Source organism: Aquabacterium sp. CECT 9606, from assembly GCF_918741295.1.
Lineage (GTDB): Bacteria > Pseudomonadota > Gammaproteobacteria > Burkholderiales > Burkholderiaceae_C > Aquabacterium.
The window spans coordinates 251,311-262,232 of the sequence record NZ_CAKKNB010000005.1; the positions used below are offsets into that span (position 1 = coordinate 251,311).

Below are 10,922 nucleotides of genomic sequence, written 5' to 3' on the forward strand. Positions count from 1 at the left end.
GGTGTCGAGATGATGGCCATGGCGGACCGCTTGTTCTTGCAAAGGGCCGAGCAAAGGCTTGCCGCCTTGCCCTTGCCATGTTCACTGCGACTTCCTGGTGGGTTGTGCGTTGGTGCGGCGCAGCCTCGGTTTGAATTGGTTGTGCGAGACATCCGGGCTCTGGTCCACCTGGCGGAGGGCGCCATCGGCAAACTGGCGGAGGACTACGTCGAAGGCCGGCTGTTGATCGAGGGGCAGTTGCGGGACCTGATGATCGCCGCACCGGCTCTGCTTGGCCTGGATCCCACGAAGGGGCCATCCAATTCGCTGCATTGGGCCTGGCAGCGTCTGCGACTGGGTATCAGGGAGCGCATCAACCACAGCTTGGCGGGCGATGCCAGGCAGATCCGACGCCACTACGATGTCTCTGATGACTTCTATGCGCTCTGGCTAGATCCACGGCGCGTTTACTCTTGTGCCTACTTCGCGGATCCTGGCATGAATCTGGCGCAAGCCCAGGAGGCCAAGCTGGAGCACATCTGCAAGAAACTGATGCTGAAACCGGGTGATCGCTTTCTCGACATCGGTGCGGGCTGGGGCGGCTTGCTGATTTGGGCCGCGCAACACCATGGTGTCGATGCCACTGGCATCACCTTGTCGCGTAACCAGCATGCTCATGTGAACAAGCTTATCCAGGACAACAAGCTGCAGGGGCGGGCGCGCATGCTGCTGCAAGACTATCGTCAGTTGGATGAATGCCAACCCTTCGACAAGGTGGCCTCGGTGGGCATGTGCGAGCACGTGGGACTGAACAAGCTGCCAGCGTATTTCTCCAAGATTCACCGGCTTCTCAAATCGGGCGGCATGGTCATGAACCACAGCATCACCAGCGGCGGCACGGACAACACCCAGTTGGGTGGAGGCATGGGCGACTTCATCGAGAAGTACATTTTCCCAGGCGGCCAACTGGCGCATGTGAGCCTGATGATGGGGACCATGGCGAGGGCAAGCATCGAGGTTTTGGATGTCGAATGTTTGCGGCCGCACTATGCTAGAACCCTTTGGCATTGGGCCGACGCATTGGAGGCTCGTCTCGGCGAAGCAAGGCGGGTGCTGGGAGCGCAAGCGGACACCGTCATCCGAGCCTATCGAATGTATCTGGCAGGTTCGGCCATGGGTTTCGAGAAAGGGTGGATGTCGTTGTACCAGGTGCTGGGCACTCGTCCCGGTGAGGCATTGGATGGTGCTTACCCTTTCAACCGGGACTACATGTACCGTCCTTGAGCACGGGCGAAAATTCTCTGCGATGCAAGGTGACAAGCTTGTCGTGTAGCGTGATCGCATTGATGGTGCCGTGTCGATACCTTATCCAAATTTTGAAGGATCCATCATGAATGCATGGATACCATTCGAACGCTTGGACGAGCGGTTGCCCGCAGCCCGCGAAGATTCGCTGCCGCGCATGCTCCGCGATGTCGATGTGTCCTAAAGGGAATCTTGAGCCTGTCGTTCACCTTGCCGAGCTAAAAGTCAGGCATGCCCCCACCAGGCAAGCCGGCCGTGCCATCGGCCTTGCTGGCCACGCTGGCGATGAGGCAGTCGGTGGTCAGGACGAGCGCGGCGATGGATGCGGCGTTCTGCAGCGCCAGGCGTGTCACCTTGGCCGGGTCGATGACCCCCATCTCCACGAGGTCGCCGTACTGGCGCGTCGCGGCGTTGTAACCAAAGGCCGCCACGGTCGCCTCGTCCACGCGGTGAAGCACCACTGAAGGCTCATCGCCCGCGTTCGCGACGATTCTCCGCACCGGCGCCTCAAGTGCCCGCGCGACGATGCGCCGACCGCAATCGTGGTCCAGCGTCGCGCCTTCGAGACCGGCCAGCACACGCCTTGCGCGGAGCAGGGCCACGCCGCCGCCGGGGACGATGCCTTCCTCCACGGCAGCGCGCGTGGCGTGCAGCGCGTCCTCGACGCGGATCTTGCGCTCCTTCAGTTCGGTTTCCGTGGCCGCACCAACCTTGATCACCGCCACGCCCCCTGACAGCTTCGCCAGGCGCTCGTCCAGCTTTTCCCGGTCGTAGTCGCTGGTCGCTGCATCGCGCTCCTTGCGGATCGCCGCGATCCTCTCCGCCACCAGGGTTGCGGCACCGGCGTCACCGATCAGCGTGGTCTCGTCTTTTCCCGCCTCGACCCGCCGCGCACGGCCAAGATCCTTCAGGGTCGCACTCGCGAGTGTCAGTCCAACCTCATCAGAGATGACGTGGCCGCCAGTGAGCGCCGCAATGTCCTGCAACATGGCCTTGCGCCGATCGCCGAAGCCGGGTGCCTTGACGGCGCATGTTTTGAACGTACCACGGATGGTGTTGATCACCAGGGTTGCAAGTGCTTCGCTGTCGATGTCCTCGGCGATCACGAGCAGGGGCCGGCCTGCCTTGACCACTTCCTCGAGCAGGGGCAACAGTTCTTGCAGGGAAGACAGCTTCTTGTCGCACAACAAGATGGCCGCATCCTCGAGGAGTGCGGTCTGGCGGTCGGCATTGTTGATGAAGTACGGGGACAGGAAGCCGCGGTCAAACTGCAAGCCTTCGACCACTTCAAGTTCACTGGACAATCCCGATCCATCTTCGATCGTCACCGCGCCTTCCCGACCCACCTTGTCGATCGCGCGGGAAAGGAGATCGCCGATCGAGCGGTCATTGTTGGCCGAAATCGTGGCGACGTGCGCCACTTCTTGCGAAGTCAGGCAGGGCCGTGCCATGCGTCGGATTTCGGCGATGACCGCTTCGACGCCTTCTTCGATGCCACGTTTCAGTTCCATCGGGTTCATGCCTCCCGCAAGGTAGCGCATGCCCTCATGGATCATCGCGTGCGCAAGGACGGTGGCCGTGGTGGTGCCATCACCGGCTTTTTCACTCGTGCGTGAGGCGACCTCGCGCAGCAGCTGGGCGCCAATGTTCTCAAACTTGTCCTCCAGCTCGATCGATTTGGCCACCAGCACTCCTGAATTGACGATCTGAGGTGGACCGAAGTCGCGCTCGAGGATGACGGTGCGTCCGCGCGGGCCGAGCGTCACCTTCACGGCATCGGCCATCGCATCGACGCCGCGGCGAATCCGATCGCGCGCCTCATCCTGGAAGATCAGTTGCTTGGCAGTCATGGTTTTCTCACCTTGGTGTTGCTGGAATTCCTACCATTGGTTCGGAGCCTGAAACGAACTTCCTCTCGGCGCTGACCAGGAGAACGCAGGCCCAACCGACATCGTTGGCTTCGTCGAGTCGCCCCTGATAGGGCTGAACGTCTGGCGCACCTTGTCGCACTTGCACTTCATCGCTGACCTTCATGTGCCAGAAGGCGGTCTGGCCACCTTCCCGAATGATCCCGGATGCGGCGGCTTCACCTCGCGCGTCATCGATGTCGGCCAGGGCCACCTCGGCAGCTTCGCGCGCCATGAGCATGCGGGTGGTTTCGCCAATGCTCATCGCGCTGTCGGTAACGAGCGCTACAGTGCCCATGAGCCGCATGTGAATCTCCAGTTGCATCGCTGTTGATCATTGTTCGGTCAGCTTGGGTAACGCCTTTGCGCAAACGCAAAAAACGCTGCCATGGAAGACGGAAAGCAGTGAACACATCCGAAGCCCATCAGCGATGAGTACGAAGCTGACGAAACGGAGGAACGCGATGTCCAGCTTCTCAAAGCTGAAAAAGATGCGGCGCTTTGGGCCAGCGATTCATTCGTGTGCACCAAAAGCTGGGCGACCCGGGCATGTGCCTGGCGATGAGCTCCAGATCGTTACTCATCGTGTATGGTGCCAGCCTGTCCGTTGGGGAATGAGCGGAGGGGGTGGAGGGGCGATTCGGTGTTTGCACTTGTGAATGCGACCGACATGGGATGTCCATCAATGGATGGGATGAATGTGGCGAGAGAGGGCCGCGGCACGGACTCAGTCCAAGGTCCACAGCGCTTCGAGCTTGAGGGGATCTAGCCATACGATGTCATTTGCGTAGGTGGACACCACGCCATAGCGTTTGAGGCGTTTGATCTGTACACACAGCGCCTCCATGTCCATGGCCAGCCACGAGGCCAGACTGGGCAAAGGCAGAGTCAATGAAATGGTCCCATCGGCTTGCGCCACCACCGGCTTGAGACCGGTCAGGCTAGCGATGTGCGAAAGACCCGCAACAGTCCGGGCGAAGGCTGGTAGATCGCGAAGGCGGTAGGCCACCCGCCAGTCTCTGAACAGCGCGGCCCCGGCCGTTCGCATGAGCAGGTCGTTGATCAAGGTGGACGATGGCACCAAGGCCTGGAGGGCCTTGATCGACAGGGCGAGTACCGTCGCTTTCGTGACAGCCCAGGCCCTCTCCGGCCGACGGCTAAGGCCGAGGTGCAGGCCGATCAACTCCTTTTTTCCCGACAGCGCAATGGGGGAGGGGCCTTGCACGGCGGCCGACTTCGCATTGCAAACTTGCTGGCGTGCAAGGATGCCCTCCAGGAGGATGAAGGCTTGCCCGACATGTTGTCCCTGTTCGTAGAGGCTGGCGCCAGCATCCAGCCGGATTTCCTCGCAAGGCAATGTGCGTTTGGCGTCAAGGGCAAGGTCGCAAGCGCCGAATCCCAGGGCTGTCAGCAGATCGTGAATGCCGATTTCTCGCGGGATGATCCGGCTTCCTTCGGAAGTCGTACGCAGAATCGCCGCCCGTTGGCTTATCGACCTCGCGGGTTGTGCTGTGCGGCCCTGAGCGGATCCATTAACGGGTTTGTTTTGGTGAACCAGCGCCAAGCCGTACTGCTGTGCGTGGAGATGGGGACGGGGACTTCTGTTTTCGGTCGATGGGGTGTTCATGGCGCGTCCTGTTTTTTCGTCAGATGCGATTTGACGTGTTCCGTGACTTTTCTGGCAGCCGTTCACCCACGTACGTGCAGTCACTTAGGCCAGACCGGCCTCAGCTCTTGGGCCAGAATCAAGTAGCGGGGCTCGGCATCGACCATGGCCGTTCGGTAACCGCATTGGAGTTGATCTTCATCAACGGCTTGAGCTGGTCTGGCCATAGGCTGATTCGGTCGTGCACATCCGGTGAGATGTTTTTTGCGAATTGGATAAGACCATGCCTGAACGCTCACCCCATCGACAAAGTGCCTTCTGCGATGCCATTGACCGTCTTTTATGGTTCTTGATCCGAGCGATCCAGCTTTGCTGGATTCCGAAACCTTCGAAGAAGGATGAGCCGTGAGCCAGCCGACCACGCGTTCCAGGTCGGTATCGCAGATCATGTTGGTGATCTTTGCGGGCACTCAGGGGATCCATCGTTTGGCGAAGCGAATCAAAAGCTTCACCGCTCCGGTGCTGCCAGAGAAGTCGTCTCGGCTAACTTCTCCACGTCCTTGCCTCCTCGGACCAACAGCACGGGCACGGGCGACAGACGCAGGACCTGCTCCGCATCGCTGCCCAGCAGGAAACGCCCCACACCGCGGCGGCCATGGGTGCCCAGAACAATGACGTCTGCATCCCAGGCCCTGGCTTCCTGGACCACAAGGTCGGAGACGCGGCTGCCCATGCTCTCAAGCAACAGGGTATCGACAGTCAGTCCCGCCTTCTCCGCGAGGTGCTTGCCCTTGTCAAGGATGGCATGACCTTCCCGCTTCATCACGGGGATGACTTCGCTGATATACGCTGCGCAGGTCTCGAAGCCGGTGGCGTATTTCATCACTTCGACGACATGCACCAGCCGTATGTGGCCTCCGCTGAGCGTGGCCAACTGGATGGCCTCTTCCAGGCCTTTGGTCGAAGTGGCGCTGGCGTCGAATGGAACAAGGATGCGCTGGTACATGGCGTGTCCATCGGTTCGGTGAGGTTTCCACAATCTAAGCACCCACTCGGTCCGGCTGCTTGATCTCGATCAAGCGAAAGCCAGTGGGCGCGCAGTGGCGGCTGGTGAGGTGAGTCGATCACGGACCGGACGTTCTCAGTGAACCAGCCCGCAGATAGGAGCGCATCGGCGAGGCCAGGCGGCCCATCCAGATGGGACTCATGAGGACCACATGGTCAAACCGGCCGGGTGGCGGTCCGATGTAGTGGTAAGGGGGCTTGCGCTTGAGCAAGGCATCCCATACGCAACGGACATCGCCCACCCAGCCCGCACGCGGTGCGACATCTTCGATCAGGGCCAATTGCCAGCCCGCCATGGCCGCAAGCAGTCTGGCAACCGTCAAGGTCGTGCCGGTGCGGGAATAGCAAATCATCAGTACCTCGTGTTTCATCCTCGGCTCCTGAACCTGGCGGTCGAGTCGATTTGCCAGGGTGGTCTCACCCTAGCGGCATTGGATGTGATGAACTTGCGCTGGATCAAGCGGCGGGTCCCGCTCGGCGAGGATATCTGGACGGTGATGTAGGCGCTTCGGCGTGATCGTTCTCATCCGTGAGGGCGCCAACTTACAATTTCAGGCTCGCCATGTACACCAGAAACCGCGAGCGGGTTAGCAGAGCTGGCCGCCCGCAGGCATAACGAGGTCTTGTCGACGCACTTCACTTATTTCCCTGTAGTCAGTATCAGTCATCGGCTGGACGATGTCTGCGTTGCATACGCTGTGACATCGTCACGCCCATTGCAATTGCTGAGAATGGGAATGAGAATGGATATCATTTGAGTGTTGCTCACTGAATGTCCTGACATGCGTCCCTGGTTTGTCCGTCTACACCGCTGGTTTGGCCTCACCGCTGCCTTGTTTCTTTTCATCGCGGGCGTCACCGGTGCCTTGATCGCGTGGGACCACGAACTTGATGCGTGGCTGAACCCTCAATTCCATGTGGCTCGCACAGCGGGCAAGGCTTTGCCGCCCATGGATTGGCTGGCCAGAATAGAAGCGGCGGACCCTCGCGTGCGTGTGACGTACATGCCCTTGGCCGTCGAGCGGGGCGAAGCCTTGACGGCCACGGTGTTGCCGCGCGTCGATCCGGCCACGGGCCAGTTGTTTGAGCCGGGCTACAACCGGGTGACCATCGATCCGGCCACAGGCGAGATCCAGGGCCGCCGCCAATGGGGAAGGGTCTCGCTGGCACGTGAAGACCTGATGCCATTCCTGTACAAATTGCATTTCAGCATGCACATCCCCGAGGTCGGGGGCGTGGAACTGGGCACGCTCGTGATGGGCGTGGTCGCCATTGGCTGGGTGTTCGATACGCTGATCGCGCTGTGGATTTCATTCCCGAGCTGGCGGACTTGGCGGCGTTCCTTCGCATTTCGCTGGGAAGCCGGCGGTCACAAGCTGACTTTCGACCTGCATCGCTCGGGCGCGATGTGGATCTATGCTTTGGTGTTGATGTTGGCGGTCACTGCGGTCGCCATGAACCTGAATCGCGAGGTGATGCGGCCGGTGGTGTCTCTGTTCTCGACGCTGTCGCCTTCGCCATTGGCCAGTCGAGTTGCCTTGCCGCCAGAGCAGTCGTTTGAGCCGGTGCCAAGCGTGCTGCCTCGGGTCATCGCGCTAGCGCAGGCCGAGGCCGCGCGCAGGGGCTGGACGGCGCCGCCAGGCGGCATTTTGCTGTCGACCGACGTGGGGATCTGGGGTGTGGGTTTCTTTCACGCTGGTAACAGGCGTGGCGATGGGGGCTTGGGCAACCCATGGTTGTATTTCGATGCCCGCACGGGCGAGTTGGCCGGGGCGGATGTGCCTGGTACAGGCAGCGCCGGAGACATCTTCATGCAGAGCATGTTCCCGTTGCATTCTGGTCGGATCATCGGCGTGACGGGCCGCGTTTTGATGACGGTCACGGGTTTGGCGATCGCTGTGTTGTCTGTGACAGGCGTGCTGGTTTGGGCCCGCAAACGGCGCGCTCGCAGGCGTGTCCATGCCCGAGCATCCTGACCGCCCATGGTTGACCACCCATGGGGTCGATGACGACAGGATTATTTTTTACAACTCAGGATCACGGTAAACCCTGTCTTTGTTGAGATAATGCGAATAGTTCTTATTTGTATTCAATAAATGGTGGGGGTCCCGATGTCTGAGGGCGAAGTTCAATCGGATTTAGGTGCCACGTTTCTGATGCACCGCATTCCATTGCGGCGAGCCGTGCTTTCCATTGTTGGCAAGCCTGAGCAGGCTGACGACGTGATGCAGGACGCTTACGTCAAGCTGATCGGTGCGGCCACGGCCATGGTCATCAAGCAGCCACTGGGCTATTGCTTCCAGGTGGTGCGGAACATGGCGCTGGACCACTGCCGGCGCTCTTCGTTGGAGGCTGGGCTTTTTGCCCAGGAAGAAGAGGGGCATCACGTGCCCGCGGCCCTGGGTGCGCCCGAGCAGAAGGCCATCAGCCGGCAGAACCTGGCCATCGTCGACCAGGCTTTGGGCACCTTGCCGGAGCGCACGCGCAAGGTTTTCGAGATGTACCACGTGAGCGGCCTGACGCAACGGGACATTGCTCAAAACCTGGGTGTGTCCATCGGCCTGGTCAACGGCATGATCCGCGATGCTACCAACGCCCTGATGGGGTGTCGTCACCTGCTGGCCACCGAATAAGACCCGGTGCTACGATCGCCGCCGACCACACTTTGTGACTGAACAAAAGCGTGGGCTGGTCCGTCTGTACCACCATACGGAGCCTCAGACACGCAAGGAACGGCGATCGCCATGAACACACCTGATCGCGACGATGACCCCATCTGGCAAACCGCCTGGCAGTGGGTCACGCAGGCGCACGAGCAGCCTTTGAGCGCGGAGCAGCTTGCCGAACTCAAGGCCTGGCTGGGCAGCCATCCCGCCCATCGCCAAACCTATGACGAGGCCGCGAGGCTGTGGCTGCTGGCCGGCTTGGTGCCTCCGGTCCACGTCAAACCCGAGTAGCCGGGCAAAGTCAGCAAGCGCTGAACATTTCGCTGACTCATCCGTCTTGTCCATTGAGCAGGTCGCGCAGGTCCAGGTAACGGACGCGGGCCGCTCATGTTCAACCGCATGAGGAATCAGCATGTCCACCAGTTGCTTTGACCGTGAAGACGAGACTTTCATCGTTCTCGTCAACCATGAAGACCAATACTCGATCTGGCCGAGCTGGAAAGCCGTGCCCGGTGGCTGGAAGGCCGTCGATGGCGTGAGCGGTGACAAGAAGACGGTACTGGCCTATGTCGAGTCCGCCTGGACCGACATGCGTCCGCTGTCGTTGCGCCAGTGGATGGACCAGCAGGCTGGCGCCGACGTACGCGGGTGAACGGCACCATGCGGTCCCCGCTCATCAATGTGCTGTGCCTGCCCTGTGCGGGTGCCAGTGCGACCATGTACCTGCGCTGGCGGCGCTTGCTGCCCGAGTGGATCCGTGTCGTCCCGGTCGAGTTGCCGGGGCGGGGCGAGCGCTTGGCCGAGCCGCTGGCGGAAGACTTTGATGCTTTGGTGGCGCAGCTTTGCCACGAGCAGGCGCCGCTGCTGTCCGGGCAATTCGCCTTGTTCGGCCACAGCATGGGGGCCTTGCTGGCTTATGGCATGACACAGCATCTTCGGGCTGCTGGCCTGGGCCTGCCACAGGCCCTGTTCGTGTCGGGCAGCCCGGCGCCATCGCGCCGCGACCCGAACCGCTTCAAGGGCAAGGACGGTGATGCGGCGTTGATCGCCGATCTGCACAAGCAGGGCGGTACACCGCAGGAGGTGTTCGACAACCCCGAGCTGTTGCGCCTCACGCTGGACACGCTGGGGGCCGACTACCGCGTCTGCCAAAGCTTCGCGCACCGTGTTGCCCAGCCTTTGCCACTGGCCTTGCATGTGTTCGGTGGGCGTGATGACGACATCTCGACCGAGCGTCTGCAAGCCTGGAAGCAGGAGGCCGCCGGCATGTTCTCGCTCAAGTGGTTCGAAGGCGGGCACTTCTTCATCCGCCAGAAGGAAGACCTGGTGCTGCAGGCCATCGTGCGCGAGCTGCTGCACCCATTCACCGGCACTGCCCAACCGATCTCTGCGGTTGCTTGACAAGGAACGACATGAATGAATTGCTGACCCGCTTTGAAAGAATGGGGCCGGCGGGGTGCGATCTGCCTGTGCTGATCACGCCCGCCGGCCTGGACGAATCCCTGCTGGATGCGCAGGCGCGCCTGCGGCCTGAGATCGAAGGCCACTTGAGCACGGTGGGGGGGGTGTTGCTGCGCGGCTTCAAGGTGCCCTCGGTGCAGCACTTCCAGCAGTTCGCGGCAAGCTTCGGTCACCCTCTGCTGGCCTACGAGTTCGCCTCCACGCCGCGCAGTGCGGTGGATGCCGGGGTCTACACATCGACCGAGTACCCCGCGCACCAACACATCCCGCTGCACAACGAGCAGGCCTACACGCGTGAGTGGCCGATGAAGATCTGGTTCCACTGCGTGACGGCATCGCCCGTGGGCGGAGAGACCCCCATCGCCGACAGCCGGATGGTCTACCGCCGCATGCCGGCCCACATCCGCGAGCGCTTCGAGCCGGGGCTGCTGTACGTGCGCAACTATGGCGATTTCGACGTGCCATGGCAGAAGGTGTTCAACACCGAAAGCCGCGCCGAGGTCGAGGCATTCTGCCGCCGCGCCGATATCCGTTGGGCTTGGAATGACGAGGGCGAATTGCGCACCACGCAGCTGTGCCAGAGCATCGAGACGCATCCGGGCACGGGCGAGAAGGTGTGGTTCAACCAGGGGCACTTGTTCCACATCTCCAACCTGCAGCCTGAGGTGCGCGAGTCGCTGGAAGAGCTGCTGGGCATCGAGAACGTGCCTCGCAATGTTTACTACGCCGACGGCAGCCCGATTCCCGATGCGGTATTCGAGGAGGTGCGTGGCGTGCTGGCCGAGGCCACCGTGACTTTCCCCTGGCAGGACGGTGATGTGCTGATGCTGGACAACATGTTGGCCGCGCATGCGCGAACGCCTTTCAAGGGGCCACGCAAGGTGGTCGTGGCCATGGCCGAGCCGCACGGCAACCTCTGACGCCTTCCTTCTC

The 10,922-nt window shown here is 61.3% G+C and carries 13 protein-coding genes and 1 pseudogene; 7 read left to right on the forward strand and 7 right to left on the reverse strand.

What is annotated here, in order from left to right; genetic code table 11:
- Nucleotides 1-12: 12 nt before the first annotated feature.
- Nucleotides 13-1,263 (forward strand): class I SAM-dependent methyltransferase, encoded by a 1,251-nt coding sequence (locus tag LQ232_RS22360; RefSeq protein ID WP_230182627.1) that lies wholly within the window; start codon nucleotides 13-15, stop codon nucleotides 1,261-1,263.
- Nucleotides 1,264-1,502: 239 nt separating this feature from the next.
- On the opposite strand, the gene groL is transcribed toward LQ232_RS22360, so the two are convergent.
- The 7 genes and pseudogenes from groL to LQ232_RS22395 form a co-directional block, all read right to left on the reverse strand.
- A complete protein-coding gene (gene groL / locus LQ232_RS22365) occupies nucleotides 1,503-3,134 on the reverse strand; it encodes a chaperonin GroEL (RefSeq protein ID WP_230182605.1) in 1,632 nt (543 codons plus the stop codon).
- Nucleotides 3,135-3,141: 7 nt separating this feature from the next.
- Nucleotides 3,142-3,498: a hypothetical protein gene (locus LQ232_RS22370; protein WP_230182606.1), complete on the reverse strand. Its 357-nt coding sequence runs from the start codon at nucleotides 3,496-3,498 to the stop codon at nucleotides 3,142-3,144.
- A 108-nt stretch (nucleotides 3,499-3,606) separates the two neighbouring features.
- Nucleotides 3,607-3,690: pseudogene (locus tag LQ232_RS22375) on the reverse strand (IS5/IS1182 family transposase); the annotation flags it as partial.
- Nucleotides 3,691-3,918: 228 nt separating this feature from the next.
- Nucleotides 3,919-4,818, reverse strand: a complete 900-nt coding sequence (locus tag LQ232_RS22380) for a Crp/Fnr family transcriptional regulator (protein WP_230182607.1) — start codon at nucleotides 4,816-4,818, stop codon at nucleotides 3,919-3,921.
- A gap of 80 nt (nucleotides 4,819-4,898) precedes the next feature.
- A complete protein-coding gene (locus LQ232_RS22385) occupies nucleotides 4,899-5,267 on the reverse strand; it encodes a hypothetical protein (protein WP_230182608.1) in 369 nt (122 codons plus the stop codon).
- Between the two features lie 38 nt (nucleotides 5,268-5,305).
- Nucleotides 5,306-5,803, reverse strand: coding sequence for a universal stress protein (locus LQ232_RS22390; protein ID WP_230182609.1), 498 nt, complete (start codon nucleotides 5,801-5,803; stop codon nucleotides 5,306-5,308).
- A 118-nt stretch (nucleotides 5,804-5,921) separates the two neighbouring features.
- Complete coding sequence (locus LQ232_RS22395) at nucleotides 5,922-6,233, reverse strand: hypothetical protein (RefSeq protein ID WP_230182610.1); 312 nt, start codon at nucleotides 6,231-6,233, stop codon at nucleotides 5,922-5,924.
- 411 nt (nucleotides 6,234-6,644) lie between these two features.
- On the opposite strand from LQ232_RS22395, the gene LQ232_RS22400 reads away from it, so the two are divergent.
- The 6 genes from LQ232_RS22400 to LQ232_RS22425 all read left to right on the forward strand — a co-directional run bounded on the left by LQ232_RS22400 (nucleotide 6,645) and on the right by LQ232_RS22425 (nucleotide 10,909).
- Nucleotides 6,645-7,838: a PepSY domain-containing protein gene (locus tag LQ232_RS22400; RefSeq protein ID WP_230182611.1), complete on the forward strand. Its 1,194-nt coding sequence runs from the start codon at nucleotides 6,645-6,647 to the stop codon at nucleotides 7,836-7,838.
- A gap of 180 nt (nucleotides 7,839-8,018) precedes the next feature.
- Entirely contained in the window at nucleotides 8,019-8,495 is a 477-nt protein-coding gene (locus LQ232_RS22405) for a sigma-70 family RNA polymerase sigma factor (protein ID WP_256450112.1), read from the forward strand.
- 111 nt (nucleotides 8,496-8,606) lie between these two features.
- On the forward strand, nucleotides 8,607-8,819 hold the full coding sequence (locus LQ232_RS22410) for a DUF4880 domain-containing protein (protein WP_230182613.1): 213 nt from the start codon (nucleotides 8,607-8,609) through the stop codon (nucleotides 8,817-8,819).
- A gap of 121 nt (nucleotides 8,820-8,940) precedes the next feature.
- Nucleotides 8,941-9,180 carry an MbtH family NRPS accessory protein gene (locus tag LQ232_RS22415; RefSeq protein WP_230182614.1) on the forward strand — a complete coding sequence of 80 codons (240 nt, stop codon included), beginning with the start codon at nucleotides 8,941-8,943 and terminating at the stop codon, nucleotides 9,178-9,180.
- 8 nt (nucleotides 9,181-9,188) lie between these two features.
- Nucleotides 9,189-9,929 (forward strand): thioesterase II family protein, encoded by a 741-nt coding sequence (locus LQ232_RS22420; RefSeq protein WP_230182615.1) that lies wholly within the window; start codon nucleotides 9,189-9,191, stop codon nucleotides 9,927-9,929.
- 11 nt (nucleotides 9,930-9,940) lie between these two features.
- A complete protein-coding gene (locus LQ232_RS22425; RefSeq protein WP_230182616.1) occupies nucleotides 9,941-10,909 on the forward strand; it encodes a TauD/TfdA family dioxygenase in 969 nt (322 codons plus the stop codon).
- Nucleotides 10,910-10,922 lie beyond the last annotated feature (13 nt).

Bases quoted from the DNA above. Each gene is read 5' to 3' on its own strand.
- LQ232_RS22360 (WP_230182627.1), top strand. From the start codon at position 13: ATGGCCATGGCGGACCGCTTGTTCTTGCAAAGGGCCGAGCAAAGGCTT.
- groL (WP_230182605.1), bottom strand. From the start codon at position 3,134: ATGACTGCCAAGCAACTGATCTTCCAGGATGAGGCGCGCGATCGGATT.
- LQ232_RS22370 (WP_230182606.1), bottom strand. From the start codon at position 3,498: ATGCGGCTCATGGGCACTGTAGCGCTCGTTACCGACAGCGCGATGAGC.
- LQ232_RS22380 (WP_230182607.1), bottom strand. From the start codon at position 4,818: ATGAACACCCCATCGACCGAAAACAGAAGTCCCCGTCCCCATCTCCAC.
- LQ232_RS22390 (WP_230182609.1), bottom strand. From the start codon at position 5,803: ATGTACCAGCGCATCCTTGTTCCATTCGACGCCAGCGCCACTTCGACC.
- LQ232_RS22395 (WP_230182610.1), bottom strand. From the start codon at position 6,233: ATGAAACACGAGGTACTGATGATTTGCTATTCCCGCACCGGCACGACC.
- LQ232_RS22400 (WP_230182611.1), top strand. From the start codon at position 6,645: ATGCGTCCCTGGTTTGTCCGTCTACACCGCTGGTTTGGCCTCACCGCT.
- LQ232_RS22405 (WP_256450112.1), top strand. From the start codon at position 8,019: ATGCACCGCATTCCATTGCGGCGAGCCGTGCTTTCCATTGTTGGCAAG.
- LQ232_RS22410 (WP_230182613.1), top strand. From the start codon at position 8,607: ATGAACACACCTGATCGCGACGATGACCCCATCTGGCAAACCGCCTGG.
- LQ232_RS22415 (WP_230182614.1), top strand. From the start codon at position 8,941: ATGTCCACCAGTTGCTTTGACCGTGAAGACGAGACTTTCATCGTTCTC.
- LQ232_RS22420 (WP_230182615.1), top strand. From the start codon at position 9,189: ATGCGGTCCCCGCTCATCAATGTGCTGTGCCTGCCCTGTGCGGGTGCC.
- LQ232_RS22425 (WP_230182616.1), top strand. From the start codon at position 9,941: ATGAATGAATTGCTGACCCGCTTTGAAAGAATGGGGCCGGCGGGGTGC.